The organism is Alistipes intestinihominis (genome assembly GCF_040095975.1).
GTDB classification, from domain to species: Bacteria; Bacteroidota; Bacteroidia; order Bacteroidales; family Rikenellaceae; genus Alistipes; species Alistipes senegalensis.
Window position 1 is genome coordinate 46,613 of record NZ_JBBMFL010000011.1, and the last position, 13,041, is coordinate 59,653.

The 13,041-nt window shown below is 54.6% G+C and carries 15 protein-coding genes and 5 tRNA genes; 3 read left to right on the top strand and 17 right to left on the bottom strand.

The annotated features are described in order from the left end of the window. Positions 1-29: 29 nt before the first annotated feature. From rplJ to WMO46_RS10065, 12 genes are all read right to left on the bottom strand, one after another. A complete protein-coding gene (rplJ, locus tag WMO46_RS10010; RefSeq protein ID WP_019149410.1) occupies positions 30-554 on the bottom strand; it encodes a 50S ribosomal protein L10 in 525 nt (174 codons plus the stop codon). Between the two features lie 17 nt (positions 555-571). Continuing rightward, entirely contained in the window at positions 572-1,270 is a 699-nt protein-coding gene (gene rplA / locus WMO46_RS10015) for a 50S ribosomal protein L1 (RefSeq protein ID WP_026076269.1), read from the bottom strand. 11 nt (positions 1,271-1,281) lie between these two features. After that, positions 1,282-1,722 carry a 50S ribosomal protein L11 gene (gene rplK, locus WMO46_RS10020; RefSeq protein WP_026076268.1) on the bottom strand — a complete coding sequence of 147 codons (441 nt, stop codon included), beginning with the start codon at positions 1,720-1,722 and terminating at the stop codon, positions 1,282-1,284. Positions 1,723-1,738: 16 nt separating this feature from the next. Next, a complete protein-coding gene (gene nusG, locus WMO46_RS10025) occupies positions 1,739-2,299 on the bottom strand; it encodes a transcription termination/antitermination protein NusG (protein WP_010266552.1) in 561 nt (186 codons plus the stop codon). Between the two features lie 15 nt (positions 2,300-2,314). Further along, on the bottom strand, positions 2,315-2,512 hold the full coding sequence (gene secE / locus WMO46_RS10030; RefSeq protein WP_026076267.1) for a preprotein translocase subunit SecE: 198 nt from the start codon (positions 2,510-2,512) through the stop codon (positions 2,315-2,317). A gap of 17 nt (positions 2,513-2,529) precedes the next feature. Further along, positions 2,530-2,603 (bottom strand) — tRNA-Trp (locus WMO46_RS10035). Positions 2,604-2,644: 41 nt separating this feature from the next. Next, positions 2,645-3,832 carry an elongation factor Tu gene (gene tuf, locus WMO46_RS10040; protein ID WP_019149407.1) on the bottom strand — a complete coding sequence of 396 codons (1,188 nt, stop codon included), beginning with the start codon at positions 3,830-3,832 and terminating at the stop codon, positions 2,645-2,647. A gap of 134 nt (positions 3,833-3,966) precedes the next feature. Beyond that, positions 3,967-4,039 (bottom strand) — tRNA-Gly (locus WMO46_RS10045). Between the two features lie 94 nt (positions 4,040-4,133). Next, a tRNA-Tyr gene (locus WMO46_RS10050) sits at positions 4,134-4,216 on the bottom strand. Between the two features lie 271 nt (positions 4,217-4,487). Then, a tRNA-Thr gene (locus WMO46_RS10055) sits at positions 4,488-4,561 on the bottom strand. A gap of 301 nt (positions 4,562-4,862) precedes the next feature. After that, positions 4,863-5,309, bottom strand: coding sequence for a hypothetical protein (locus WMO46_RS10060; RefSeq protein ID WP_278964522.1), 447 nt, complete (start codon positions 5,307-5,309; stop codon positions 4,863-4,865). Next, positions 5,293-5,898 carry a hypothetical protein gene (locus WMO46_RS10065; RefSeq protein ID WP_278964523.1) on the bottom strand — a complete coding sequence of 202 codons (606 nt, stop codon included), beginning with the start codon at positions 5,896-5,898 and terminating at the stop codon, positions 5,293-5,295. The genes WMO46_RS10060 and WMO46_RS10065 overlap by 17 nt, the downstream gene beginning before the upstream one ends. A 452-nt stretch (positions 5,899-6,350) precedes the next feature. Here WMO46_RS10065 and WMO46_RS10070 point away from each other — a divergent pair, with 452 nt between their 5' ends. Further along, positions 6,351-6,872 carry a GNAT family N-acetyltransferase gene (locus WMO46_RS10070; RefSeq protein ID WP_129652197.1) on the top strand — a complete coding sequence of 174 codons (522 nt, stop codon included), beginning with the start codon at positions 6,351-6,353 and terminating at the stop codon, positions 6,870-6,872. A gap of 56 nt (positions 6,873-6,928) precedes the next feature. Here WMO46_RS10070 and WMO46_RS10075 read toward each other — a convergent pair whose 3' ends face one another. From WMO46_RS10075 to WMO46_RS10085, 3 genes are all read right to left on the bottom strand, one after another. After that, a complete protein-coding gene (locus WMO46_RS10075; protein WP_227901030.1) occupies positions 6,929-7,843 on the bottom strand; it encodes a helix-turn-helix domain-containing protein in 915 nt (304 codons plus the stop codon). A 139-nt stretch (positions 7,844-7,982) separates the two neighbouring features. Beyond that, complete coding sequence (locus tag WMO46_RS10080) at positions 7,983-8,843, bottom strand: Cbp1 family collagen-binding glycoprotein adhesin (RefSeq protein WP_278964525.1); 861 nt, start codon at positions 8,841-8,843, stop codon at positions 7,983-7,985. Positions 8,844-9,035: 192 nt separating this feature from the next. Further along, entirely contained in the window at positions 9,036-9,302 is a 267-nt protein-coding gene (locus WMO46_RS10085) for a type B 50S ribosomal protein L31 (protein ID WP_019149403.1), read from the bottom strand. Positions 9,303-9,504: 202 nt separating this feature from the next. On the opposite strand from WMO46_RS10085, the gene WMO46_RS10090 reads away from it, so the two are divergent. Next, positions 9,505-9,578, top strand: a tRNA-Ile gene (locus WMO46_RS10090). 43 nt (positions 9,579-9,621) lie between these two features. On the opposite strand, the gene WMO46_RS10095 is transcribed toward WMO46_RS10090, so the two are convergent. Together WMO46_RS10095 and WMO46_RS10100 are read right to left on the bottom strand one after the other, a co-directional pair. Then, the gene (locus tag WMO46_RS10095; protein ID WP_129650662.1) at positions 9,622-11,277 is read right to left on the bottom strand and encodes an AMP-binding protein; all 1,656 of its coding nucleotides are present in this window, start codon (positions 11,275-11,277) and stop codon (positions 9,622-9,624) included. A gap of 3 nt (positions 11,278-11,280) precedes the next feature. Beyond that, positions 11,281-11,838, bottom strand: coding sequence for a helix-turn-helix domain-containing protein (locus WMO46_RS10100; RefSeq protein WP_349094294.1), 558 nt, complete (start codon positions 11,836-11,838; stop codon positions 11,281-11,283). A 351-nt stretch (positions 11,839-12,189) separates the two neighbouring features. Here WMO46_RS10100 and hisG point away from each other — a divergent pair, with 351 nt between their 5' ends. Beyond that, positions 12,190-13,041: an ATP phosphoribosyltransferase gene (gene hisG / locus WMO46_RS10105; RefSeq protein WP_349094295.1), complete on the top strand. Its 852-nt coding sequence runs from the start codon at positions 12,190-12,192 to the stop codon at positions 13,039-13,041.

Genomic DNA, 13,041 nt, shown 5'->3' on the forward strand with positions numbered 1-13,041 from the left:
TAATTTGTTTTTGATTCTTGTTTGTGAAATTAATTGTTTCTCGATTCGAGCGTCTTCACGATGCCCGCAATCTTTTGGCCTGCATTAGCCTGCAATGCAGAGATAACATTCTTCGCCGGGGATTGCAGCAGAGCGACGATATCGCCGATGAGCTCCTCCTTCGACTTGATGTTACACAGAGCGTCCAGCTGGTTGTCGCCCACGTAAACGCATCCCTCGGCGAAAGCCGCTTTCAGGACGGGTTTGTCCGAATTCTTGCGGAACTCCTTGATAAGCACAGCGGGAGCTTTCGCAACATGGGCGAACATGATCGAGGTAGGACCCTCCAATACTTTTACCAGATCAGCATCGGCTTTCTCCACCTTCTCGAGGGCTTTGCCCAGAAGGGTGTTCTTGGCCACCACCAGTTTCACATCGCTCTCGAAGCACTTGCGGCGCAGGGCAGCGGTCTGCTCGGCGTTGAGCGACTCGATGTCGGCGATATAGAAGTGAGGATAAGCCTGGAGCTGCTCGGCGAGGTTGTTGATTACAACCAGTTTTTCTTCCTTAGTCATCTCTTCTTTCCTCCTTCTTATTTGGTTTCTACTGATTTGGAATCAATCTGCACGCCGGGGCTCATGGTGGTCGAGAGATAGATACTCTTCACATAAGAACCTTTGGCAGCAGCCGGTTTGAGCTTGATGATCATATTCAGCACCTCTTTCGCGTTTTCCACGATCTGATCCGCCGAGAACGACACCTTGCCCACCGTCGTGTGGATGATACCGAACTTATCGACCTTGAAGTCGATCTTACCGGCCTTCACCTCGCCTACGGCTTTGCCGACTTCCATCGTCACCGTACCGGTCTTGGGGTTCGGCATCAGGCCGCGGGGACCCAGAATACGGCCCAGCGCACCCACCTTGCCCATCACATTGGGAGTACAGATGATCACGTCAACGTCGGTCCAGCCGGCCTTGATCTTGTCAACATACTCGTCCAGACCTACATAGTCGGCGCCTGCGGCCTGTGCCTCGGCCTCCTTCTCGGGAGTACAGAGCACCAGCACACGCACCGTCTTGCCGGTTCCGTGGGGCAGCGTCACCACGCCGCGGACCATCTGGTTCGCCTTGCGCGGGTCTACGCCCAAACGCACGTCGATATCCACCGAAGCGTCGAATTTCGTGAACGTAATTTCCTTCAGAAGAGCGGCAGCCTCCGAGAGCTTGTAAGCCTTACCGGCTTCCACCTTAGCGTAGGCGATCTTTTGATTTTTTGTCAACTTACTCATCTTCTTCGCAATTACATATTAGGAAATTCTCCGACGACATTGATACCCATACTGCGGGCAGTACCGGCAACCATGCGCATCGCGGCCTCCAACGTAAAGCAGTTCATGTCAGGCATCTTGCCCTGAGCGATCTCGCGGATCTGATCCCACGTCACCTGTCCCACCTTGTCGCGGTTGGGCTGTGCGGAACCTTTCTGCACTTTCGCTGCTTCTTTGAGCTGGACGGCTACGGGCGGCTGTTTTACAACGAAATCGAACGATTTGTCGCTGTAAACCGTGATGATGACCGGAAGAACCTTTCCCGCCTTGTCCTGCGTACGTGCATTGAACTGCTTGCAGAAGTCCATGATATTGACTCCCTTAGAACCCAATGCGGGACCAACCGGGGGCGAAGGATTGGCGGCACCACCTTTGATCTGCAATTTAATAAATGCAGCAACCTCTTTTGCCATAGTTTTCCTTGGTTAATTATTCTTTTTCTACTTGAGTGAAACCCAACTCCATAGGAGTTTTGCGCCCGAATATCTTCACCGATACCGTGAGTTTCTTGCGCTCGTTGTCGACTGCCTCGATAGTACCTTGGAAGCTCGAGAAAGGACCGTCCGTAACCTTTACGGTCTCGCCGACAAAGAATGGTATTTCGTTTTCCTCCTCCATGGCGTTCATCTCATCGACACGGCCCAGGATGCGCGCGACCTCCTGCGGACGCAGGGGCGTGGCGTTCATCTTGCGGCTGTCCTCTTTGGTGTCGCCTAAGAAACCCAGCACATTGGGAGTATTGCGAATTATAATCGGAATCTGGCCCACGAAAGCGGCCTCCACCAACACATAGCCCGGATAAGAAACCTTCTCTTTCGAAACTTTCTTACCGTTGCGGATGGTATAGACTTTTTCCGTAGGGATCAGCACCTGGGAGATGTAGTCTTCGAGGTGGTTGTGACGGATTTCTGCTTCGATATACTCCTTCACTTTCGCCTCCTTGCCGCCGATGGCACGGACTACATACCACTGTTTCTTAATCTCGCTCATTGGATTCAGCAGAAATTAACGGCCAAGATTACCCAGGGTCTTGTAGATGGCGGCCATCATGTTCTCGAACGTCAGGTCCATCGCCAGTACGACAATGGCGAAGATGGCCGAAGCCACCATCACGACCACCGTCGAGCTTTGAAGTTGCGGGAACGTAGGCCACGTCACCTTGTTTACAAGCTCGTTATAGGATTCTTTGATGTAATTCAACATATCTTCTTCCTTTATTTTGGCAGGAGCAGAGAGATTCGAACTCCCATCAACGGTTTTGGAGACCGCTATTCTACCCTTGAACTATGCTCCTAAAATGAGAAGCGGCACGGGACCGCTTCTCTATCGGGTCAATTATTTGAGAACCTTCAGGATCTGACCTGCACCTACCGTACGGCCACCCTCGCGGATTGCGAAACGCAGACCTTCGTTGAGAGCAACGGGGTAGATCAGCTTCACGGTGATGGTCACGTGGTCGCCCGGCATGACCATATCCACGCCTGCGGGCAGGTGAACCTCACCCGTTACGTCCATCGTACGCAGATAGAACTGGGGACGATAGTTGTTGTGGAACGGCGTGTGACGGCCACCCTCCTCTTTCTTCAGGATGTAGACCTCAGCCTCGAACTCGGTGTGCGGGGTGATCGAGCCGGGTTTGGCGACTACCATACCACGCTTTACCTCCTTCTTGTCGATACCGCGGAGGAGCAGACCTACGTTGTCGCCGGCCTCGCCCTCGTCGAGCAGCTTGCGGAACATCTCGACACCCGTACAGGTCGAAGTCAGGGTCTTCTCCTCGAGACCTACGATCTCGACGGGATCGCCGACGTGGATGACACCGGTTTCGATACGGCCCGTTACGACGGTACCGCGGCCGGTGATCGAGAACACGTCCTCGACAGGCATCAGGAACGGCTTCTCGTTCTCACGCTGCGGAATGGGAATGTACTCGTCTACGGCGTTCATCAGCTCCATGATCTTCTCCTCCCACTTCGGCTCGCCGTTCAGGCCGCCGAGTGCGGAACCGCGGATAACGGGAGCGTTGTCACCGTCATAGTCGTATTTCGAAAGCAGGTCGCGAACCTCCATCTCGACCAGGTCGAGCATTTCGGGGTCGTCCACCATGTCGCACTTGTTCAGGAAAACAACGATGCGCGGCACGTTCACCTGACGGGCGAGCAGCACGTGCTCGTTGGTCTGGGGCATCGGGCCGTCCGTAGCGGCAACTACCAGGATGGCACCGTCCATCTGAGCGGCACCCGTTACCATGTTCTTCACATAGTCGGCGTGTCCCGGGCAGTCTACGTGAGCGTAGTGGCGGGTAGCAGTCTGGTACTCAACGTGCGAGGTGTTGATCGTGATACCACGCTCTTTCTCCTCGGGGGCGTTGTCGATCGAGTCGAACGAACGGAGCTCCGAGAGGCCGTTCTTAGCCAGAACAGTCGTGATAGCTGCGGTAAGAGTGGTCTTACCGTGGTCTACGTGACCGATGGTACCGATGTTTACGTGCGGTTTCGACCGGTCGAATTTTTCTTTTGCCATAGTATTTAAGTATTAAAGTATTGTTAAAAATTGTCCCAAGTTTTAATAAAATTCATTTCGCAGAACAAGCGGGCGACGCAAACTCCCCGTCCATCCGACGGAGGCGTTCGCATCACACGCTGCTGCGCATGTAGAGCGGAAGACGAGGCTCAAACTCGCGACCCTCAGCTTGGAAGGCTGATGCTCTATCAACTGAGCTACTTCCGCAAAAACATACCGTATCAGAGTCATCCTTTCCCTCGCGCCGTCTTCCGACGGCATCCGGGACCCAGCAACTCCAACCGGCACTCTGTTTTTTTAGTGGGAAGTGATGGATTCGAACCACCGAAGGCGTACGCCAGCAGATTTACAGTCTGCCCCATTTGGCCACTCTGGTAACTTCCCTTGCTTTTCTCCCGTGAGGAATTGGCACGGCCTTTTTCCTTTTTACCCGGGATTGACTTCGCTCCGCTCCACTTGCGTTTCGCGCCGCTCGTCTTTCCCTTTCGGGGAGGCTTTCGTCCTGCCGCCGCTCGTCGTCGTAAAAAGCCCTCGTTCCTTCGGAACTCCCAGCCTCAAAACAGTTTGTCGTTTCAAACAAGTTTGACCGTCAAACTCTTTTTCGACTGCTGCCTTCGGCAGGGTCTTTTTAGCTCCTCCTCGCGTCGGCTTTCCGAGCCGATGGAGGGATTCGAACCCACGACCAGCTGATTACAAATCAGCTGCTCTGGCCAACTGAGCTACATCGGCAGTATTCACCGTTTTGGATTGCAAAAGTAGGCATAAAAAATTTACCGCGCAAATTATTCGTGATAAATTTTCCACTTTTTAACTCATCTCAAAGAACCGCGCCCCGACGCCGTTGGTTCACGGGCGAAATCGGGTGCAAAGATAGGAAAAGTTTTGGATAACGCAACAGCTTCCGCAAAAAATATCGTCTTTCTCGTCCAACTATGTCATCCGCCGGTCCGGGCGGCGCCCGCATTCCTCCCGGACAGCCCATTCCCGGGCCCGTCGCACCTATTTTATATTAGAAATTCCGCCTGTTTTTTCATACTTTATCCGCCAAATCCTTGTCCTTGCCAATTTCCACTTTCCATTCATTCTCCATCGCCTGCCTTCTGTTCCGTTTTTTTGTAAGTCTCATGATAATCCCACCAACGATACACACCAATCCGTTTACAAAAAGATATATCGGCAAAAAACAGATCTGCCCCATGATAAACGGGTATGGCTCCATCTCGATCAGACTGAAAGCAGCAATCAAAATAATGTCAATAATATATGCTCCAACAGATATTACAAACATCAAGAACCAAGTCAAGACGCACCTTGTTTTTGATGAAAACATCAGCCCGATAGCACCGGCGATTGCATACGAAACAATTATCAGCGTCACTATACCGATGTTATCGCCATACAGCATCAATGGCAACGCCGAAAGAGATAACGTCAGCGCAATCTCCCATATCCAAAATCGTTCATCGGTCAGTTTCATCGCTTTGTTTATAGCTGGAAATACAGAATATCGAAATCACAGAGGCCATAACAGCACCAATAGCAGTAATTAAACTGGACACTCCAATAGTTTCCAGATCGCTACTGATATTGGAATAATACATAAATCCATAAATTCTATGCGCCCATATCGTTGATGCTAAAAGATTAGAAGATATGACCACTATACTTTTATAATTCAGCGCAGATTTCATTATCGCCAACCCTAATAAGATCTGCATGACCAATAAAAGCAGACAATAAATGAGGCCATATTGATACAAAAAGAATCCGACAAGTATTTGAAGATAAGTAGAAAGGGAAATAAAGATAGTTTTGGCGACGGCTTTCACATCATTTCTATTGAACAAATAAAGGATTAATATACTAATCATTACAACTGCCAAATTACAGTATAAAGCGCCGGAAAGCATTTTATCCGCATTCCAATAAGAATATGGAGTAACGCAAAACACGACAATCGCCACCAAAATTATTATCCCCATGCAAATAGCTCTGCTTTTCATCGTCCACCCCCTTTCCGCCAAAGGCATATAAACAAGAATACGGCTATCCCCAAATTCAGCCACATGCCCAAAGATAACGTATTGACACACATATAGCTTTCGTCTACCAGAAAGTCATTTTCGGTTGGTTCTACTACATATTTCAGGTGGATATAAGCATTCGCCCACGTCAAAAACTCATATATCGCAATAAGCGCAAACAGAATCATGCCGGCTATTTTCTGCCATCTTTTCATAAATTCAAATTTTCTGTCCTTATACCCACAAAGTTATCACATTTCCGTCATAAAGCCTCGTACCGCCAGTCGCAAAGTGCTTGAACTGAACGAAAAAACCGAGATATGTCTTTCCGTGCCGATTAGGCAACGTCCTGAATGGCATTTGCACTCTGCCTGATTCTCAACGATTCAGCCGCTGCAAGACGATCGGTCCATTTTTCCCGGCAGGATTTTTATACCGCCATTTTTTTATATCTTTGATCTCCAACGACAAAATCCGCTCATATGAATTACAGCATGGATACGATTCCCCTTTTCGGCCCCTACGCACTCAGGAGGCTCCGCGCGGAGGATGCCGCGGATATATTCCGCTCGATCGACACCCAACGCCCGTACCTCGGCCGCTGGCTGCCGTTCGTCGCCGAAACCCACTGCGTCGAACAGAGCGAAGCCGTGGTGGCCGGAATGCTCGCCGACACGGCCAATCCGGTCTACACGATCCGCGACGGCGGGGCCTTTGCCGGACTGATCGGCTTCAAATCGGCCGACGCCGGCAAACGCAGCGTCGAGATCGGCTACTGGCTCCGCGAGGAGCAGCAGGGCAAAGGAATCATGACGGCGGCCGTGCGGACGCTCTGCGAAACGGCCTTCGCGCAGATGGGCATGCGGCGTGTCGAGATCCGCTGCGGCGCGGGCAACCTGCCGAGCAACGCCATTCCCCGGCGGCTCGGGTTCCGGCTCAGCCATGTGGAACCGCGGGGCGAGGAGCTCTCCGACGGAGAGTGGATCGACCTGAACGTCTACGTGTCGGAGCGGTAAAAACACAGGAGGCCACCCTCCCCGGGAAGCCTCCTCCAATCCGGCACAGCCGGGTTCTATTTCTTTTTGATCGAAGCGATCAGCTGGGCGGGCGTCGCCTGCAAGTAATTCTTGCAGAAACGGCTGAACTGCGTGTAGTGGCGGAATCCGTATTTGCTCATCAGCGCCTTGGTGCTGTCCTCGCCGTCACGGATGTCGGAGAAGACTTTGAGGGCTTTCTGACGCATCATCCAATGGTAGACGCTGTCGTTGAAATGCTCAGCGAAGCGGCGCTTGAAGACCGAAAGGCTCATGCCCGCCAGCGAAGCCAGCTCGGCCACGCCCTGCGCCTTGTCGTAGTTGTTGCAGACGAAGACGCGGAAATTGTCCTGCGGCTGAATCATCGACTGGAAGAAATAGGCGTGCTCGGTCGGCGTATAGAGCACCTTGATCATCATGAAGAGTTCCGTGGCCTTCATCCGGTGGAACCGGACGCAGTTAGACATCTGCTGGATCGTAAAGATGGAGCCCAGAAGATGTTCGATGGAGGAATGCATCGAAAGCGTCGGGACGATCTCGGTCGGGATGACCGAATCGTAGGGCATCACCTTGTCGAAAATATCCTGCTCGCAGAACTCGATCCGGTGGATGAGCGACAGCACGACCACATGGGTATCGTCATCCTGCGCCGTAGCCAGAAAACGTTCGTTGCGGGCCAGGCACACGCATTGTTTCGAGGTAACCAGCCGGACCGTATCGGTACCGTGTTCGAGTTTGAGCGATCCCGACAGGATGAAAAGGATACGCACCATACGGTCCGCCGGGAAGACGACACCTTTTCCCGCCGCAAAGGTCAGCTGCGAAAACCTGCAATAGGTCGAGTCGCCGATGCGGCGAAACGGTGCAGGAAATGTGGGACAACTACTACAATCCGCAGTGCAATTCTCTTTCAACGACGACTCTACGAACTGCGGTTGGGGTTGATAATCCATAAAGTACCAATGTGAGATTCGGAACAAAAATACAAAAAAAATCGGAAAGCCAATCTCCGAGTCGCGGCGAAAGGCAAAAAAAGTCCCCGCCGTCGTCGGCAGGGACTTTACAGGATGTTGCAAACAGGCTTCGGGGTTCTTACTTATAGCTTATTATAAGCACTTTAGACGTTTCCCAGAAGCGCACGGGATCGGTAATGACCAATTTCTCGACGACCTTGTCGCCGGCTGTCACCAGCTGATACGAATCCTCGGGATGCGACGTGACGACCGAAGCCCTTTTCTGTCCGACGGGAATCTCCGACAGCAGGCGCGAATCGGCCGCCGTGAAACTGTCCAGATTGCCAGTCCTGCCCACCGTCAGCGTCCGGCCGATGAATCCCTGCTTGTTGATGATCTGTGCGTCGCGCAACTCCTTCTCGGGCCCCACGATGTAATAGACCGTGTTGAGCTGGTTCTGCAACTCGATCTTCTCGCCGCTGAGGTTCTCGACTTCGGCGCTGCGGACGGCCACTTCCTGAGACAGGCTCTCGACTTCGACGCCCATTTGCGCCAGCCTTTCACGCAGCCGGTCCACCTCGGCCGACTTTTCCCCGAGCTGCGCGTTCATGTCGGCGATCATCTTTTCCAGGCTCTCGATACGCAGGTTGGACTTGCGCAGCAAGGCTGCCGAACGCTGCAACGAAGCGATTTTGTCTTTATTCTCCCGCAACAGACGGTCGATGGCCGCGATGTCGTTGTTGATCTCCTCCACGGGGCGGCGTCCTCCCTCAGCCTCGCCGGCCACGGTGATGAGATTCTCGCGCGACTTGATCAGCGCGAGGTTCTCCGAAATGGCGTTGATGTCCGCGAACACGGCGTTGATGAGCGAATCCTTGGCGCTGACGACCGTCGCCAGCGAATCGCGCTGGCTCTCGGCCTCGACGACGACCTGCCGTCCGACGCACGACGCAAGGGCTGCTGCGACGCCCAGCGCCGCGGCGAATACGATCTGTTTCATGCAGTTTTTCATAATTACGATCAGATTGAAATCCTGTTTGCCTGCACCGCAAATATAGATATAAAAACAGTATGTCGTTCAACTATTTCGCCGCCGGACGCAAAAAAATCCCGAAGCCGCGCCGTCGTGTAAAAAACAACGGGCCGCAACCTCCGGTTACGGCCCGTTTCGGGATCGAAACGCACAGCGCGATTACTTTGCGTTCTTCTTATCGTAGCGTTTTGCGTAGCGGCTCATAAACTTATCGACGCGACCTGCGGTGTCAACCAACTTCATCTTACCGGTGTAGAACGGGTGCGACGTGTTGGAAATTTCCATCTTATACACGGGATAGGTTTCGCCGTTCACTTCGATGGTCTCTTTTGTCGAAACGGCGGACCGACACAAAAACACGTGGTCGTTGGACATGTCCTTGAACGCCACCAAACGATAATTTTCCGGATGAATACCCTTTTTCATTTCGCTGTTTTTGTTTTAATGAATGATTTTGTCGCGGCAAAGGTAGAAAAAAATTGAGAATTAAAAATTAAAAATTAAAAATTATTTTTCCGGAAGCCCCAAAAACAAGGTTCACGGTAAAGAGTTTTTTTCCGACAGCACTGGGATTTGCTGATTTTTTTTTATCTTTGCGCCACGCAAGCGCCTCCGCAGGCGCAGGACCGGGCCCATAGCTCAGTCGGTCAGAGCAGCGGACTCATAATCCGAAGGTCGTGGGATCATGCCCCTCTGGGCCCACTGAAAAGGGGCTGTCTGAAATATCAGACAGCCCCTTTTTCCGTTATTTCCCGTCCGCCGAGCGGATCTCCGTGCGGCGTATCTTGCCGCTGATGGTCTTGGGCAGCGACTCCACGAACTCGATCACGCGCGGATATTTATAAGGTGCCGTGATGCGCTTCACGTGGTCCTGCAACTCCTTGACGAGCGCCTCCCCGGCCTGCGCGCGGTATTTCTCCGCAAGGATGATCGTCGCCTTGACCACCTGCCCGCGAATCTCGTCGGGAACGCCCGTGATGGCGCACTCCACCACCGCAGGATGGGTCATCAGCGCACTTTCGACCTCGAAAGGCCCGATGCGGTAACCCGAACTCTTGATCACGTCGTCGGCGCGTCCCACGAACCAGTAATATCCGTCCTCGTCGCGCCACGCCATGTCGCCCGTGTAGTAGATCCCGTCGTGCCACGCCTCGTGCGTCAGCTCCTCGTTGAGATAATACTCCTTGAAAAGCCCCAGCGGCTTGCCTCCGTCGGTGCGGATCACGATCTGCCCCTGCTCGCCGTCCTCGGCCGAACGGCCGTCGGAGGTCACGAGGTCGATCCTGTACTGGGGATTGGGCATGCCCATGCTCCCGGGCTTGGGTTCCATCCACGGAAAGGTCGCCAGCGTCAGCGTGGTTTCGGTCTGGCCGAAGCCCTCCATCAGACGGATGCCCGTCAGACGCTGGAACGTGTCGTACACGGCGCCGTTCAGCGCCTCGCCGGCCGTCGTGCAGTACTCCAGCGACGAGAGGTCGTATTTCGTGAGGTCCTCGCGGATGAGGAAGCGGTAGATCGTCGGAGGCGCGCACAGCGACGTGATGCGGTACTGTTCGATCTTGTGCAGAATCTCCGCGGGCGTGAACTTCTCGTGGTCGTAGACGAAGATATTGGCCCCGGCCAGCCATTGCCCGTAGAGTTTGCCCCACGCGGCCTTGGCCCACCCCGTGTCGGCGATCGTCAGATGCAGGCTCCCTTCGTGGAGGTTGTGCCACAGCAGGCCCGTGGTGATGTGACCCAGCGGATAGGTGAAATCGTGGGCCACCATCTTCGGCTCGCCCGTCGTTCCCGACGTGAAATACATCATCATGATGTCGTCGTTGGCGTTCGCCCGCTCCGGACGCACGAAGGGTTCAGCCCCGGCAATGCCCTCGTGAAAGTCGAGAAAGCCCGCGGGAACCTCGGGGCCCACGCTTATCAGCACCTCCGCAGTGGGGCTTTCGGGCATGGCCGCCGCGATATGGTCGGTGATGACCGTCTCGCCCGCCGCCACGATCGCCTTGATCCGGGCCATGTTGCAGCGGTAAACGATGTCCTTCTTGGTCAGCAGGTGGGTCGCGGGAATCACCACCGCCCCCAGCTTGTGCAGCGCGAGGATCGAGAACCAGAATTCGTAGCGGCGTTTGAGAATCAGCATCACCGCGTCGCCCTTGCCGATGCCGAGGCTCCGGAACCACGAGGCCGTGCGGTCGCTCTCGCGTTTGAGGTCGGCGAAGGTGAACTGAATCTCCTCGCCCTGGTCGTTGGTCCACAGCAGGGCCTTTTTGTCGGGCTGCTCCGCGGCATAGGCGTCAACAACGTCGTAGGCGAAATTGAAATTTTCGGGAACGCGGATATGCAGGTTCCTGCGGAAATCCTCCTGCGACGCAAAGGAGGTCTGCGTTAAAAATCGTTCTACCATAGTTTACATGATTATGGCCAGGAAACGGACCGTTTTTCCGTCGAGGGCTTTCATTCCGTGGGGCTGCGCCGAGTCGAAATAGAGGCTGTCGCCCGGTTCGAGCTCGAACTCCCGGCCGTTCAGGCTGATCAGCAGGCGCCCCTCCAGCACGTAGTTCATCTCCTGCCCGTCGTGGGAGTTCAGGTGCATCGGGGCGTCGGCCGGAGCCGGCTCCACCGTCACGATGAAGGGGTCGATCTTCCGGCCGCGGAATCCCGAGGCCAGCGCCTCGTAGCGGTACGCCTCGCGGCGCTCCACCGCCACGCCCTTTCCGGCGCGGGTGATGAAATAGGAGTTCATCCGGGGCTCCTCGCCGAACATCAGCGCGTCGAGGCTGATCCCGTAATGGCGGGATATGGTTTGCAGCACGTTGACCGAAAAGTCGGTCCGCCCGCTCTCCATGGCCCGGTATTGTTCGAGGGTCAGATGGCAGCTTTCGGCCACCTCCTGCTCCGACAGTTCGAGCACTTCGCGCAGCCCGCGCAGACGGGTTGCGATCAATTGAATAGGATCGTCACACATGGTCGTATCGTTTGTTTGGGTAAATCCGAGCCGCCCTAACCACAGCGGCAAGTCCGCGGTAAATATACTGAAAATTTTCAATATATATTTAGGTACGGCGGCTGCCTGTCAAAAAAACGGTCCGAATTTTGGTTTTTCCGAATGGAATCGCTATATTTGCATCCGAAGAGAACGACAATGACGACTTTCAACCATATCCATCATCACCATCACCGCTTTACCGAGGGGTAGGTCGATCATGTATATGTGAAACAACGCAATTATATGAAGCTCACCCCCTGCGGGTGGGCTTTTTCATATGCCGGGCCGCAGGTGGGTGTCCGAAACGAAAACAATCAACACACACCGAATATGCTGAGAATAGCCATCCAGGCCAAGGGCCGACTGAACGAACAGAGCATCGAACTGCTTTCCGAAGCAGGCATCCGCGTTGCCGAGAGCAAACGCAAACTCATCTCCCGCGCCGAGGGATTCCCGCTGGAAGTCCTCTACCTGCGCGACGACGACATCCCGCAGGCCGTGGCCATGGGCGTCGCCGATGTGGGCATCGTGGGGCTGAACGAGGTCGCCGAGAAGGGCTTCACCGTCGAACAGGTCATGGACCTCGGGTTCGGGGGCTGCCGCATCTCGCTGGCCGTGCCCAAGACGACAACCTACGAAGGTCCCGACTTCTTCTGCGGCAAGCGCGTCGCCACCTCCTACCCCAACATCCTCGCCCGCTACTTCGTCGAGCGCGGCATCCAGGCCGAAATCCACACCATCGAGGGTTCCGTGGAGATCGCCCCGGCCGTGGGCATGGCCGACGCCATCTTCGACATCGTTTCCTCGGGCGGCACGCTCATCTCGAACGGGCTCACGGAGGTCGAAAAGGTCTTCTTCTCCGAGGCGGTGCTCATCGCCTGCCCCGGACTCGACAGCGACAAACGCCGCGAGATGAAGCAGCTGACGTTCCGTTTCAACTCGATCCTCGACAGCCGCGGAATGAAATACGTGCTGATGAACCTCCCGAAGGAGCGGCTCGACGACGCCATCCGCATTCTCCCCGGCATGCGCAGCCCGACGGTGCTGCCGCTGGCGCAGGAGGGATGGTGCTCGATCCACGCCGTGATCGCCCAGGAGCAGCTCTGGGAGCGCATCGAACGTCTCAAAGAGATCGGAGCCGAAGGCATCCTGATCCTGGCCCTCGAAAACATGATCCGCTGA

Coding starts and splice junctions, on each gene's coding strand:
- rplJ (WP_019149410.1), bottom strand. CDS start 554: ATGACTAAGGAAGAAAAACTGGTTGTAATCAACAACCTCGCCGAGCAG.
- rplA (WP_026076269.1), bottom strand. CDS start 1,270: ATGAGTAAGTTGACAAAAAATCAAAAGATCGCCTACGCTAAGGTGGAA.
- rplK (WP_026076268.1), bottom strand. CDS start 1,722: ATGGCAAAAGAGGTTGCTGCATTTATTAAATTGCAGATCAAAGGTGGT.
- nusG (WP_010266552.1), bottom strand. CDS start 2,299: ATGAGCGAGATTAAGAAACAGTGGTATGTAGTCCGTGCCATCGGCGGC.
- secE (WP_026076267.1), bottom strand. CDS start 2,512: ATGTTGAATTACATCAAAGAATCCTATAACGAGCTTGTAAACAAGGTG.
- tuf (WP_019149407.1), bottom strand. CDS start 3,832: ATGGCAAAAGAAAAATTCGACCGGTCGAAACCGCACGTAAACATCGGT.
- WMO46_RS10060 (WP_278964522.1), bottom strand. CDS start 5,309: ATGAAACTGACCGATGAACGATTTTGGATATGGGAGATTGCGCTGACG.
- WMO46_RS10070 (WP_129652197.1), top strand. CDS start 6,351: ATGGATACGATTCCCCTTTTCGGCCCCTACGCACTCAGGAGGCTCCGC.
- WMO46_RS10075 (WP_227901030.1), bottom strand. CDS start 7,843: ATGGATTATCAACCCCAACCGCAGTTCGTAGAGTCGTCGTTGAAAGAG.
- WMO46_RS10080 (WP_278964525.1), bottom strand. CDS start 8,843: ATGAAACAGATCGTATTCGCCGCGGCGCTGGGCGTCGCAGCAGCCCTT.
- WMO46_RS10085 (WP_019149403.1), bottom strand. CDS start 9,302: ATGAAAAAGGGTATTCATCCGGAAAATTATCGTTTGGTGGCGTTCAAG.
- WMO46_RS10095 (WP_129650662.1), bottom strand. CDS start 11,277: ATGGTAGAACGATTTTTAACGCAGACCTCCTTTGCGTCGCAGGAGGAT.
- WMO46_RS10100 (WP_349094294.1), bottom strand. CDS start 11,838: ATGTGTGACGATCCTATTCAATTGATCGCAACCCGTCTGCGCGGGCTG.
- hisG (WP_349094295.1), top strand. CDS start 12,190: ATGCTGAGAATAGCCATCCAGGCCAAGGGCCGACTGAACGAACAGAGC.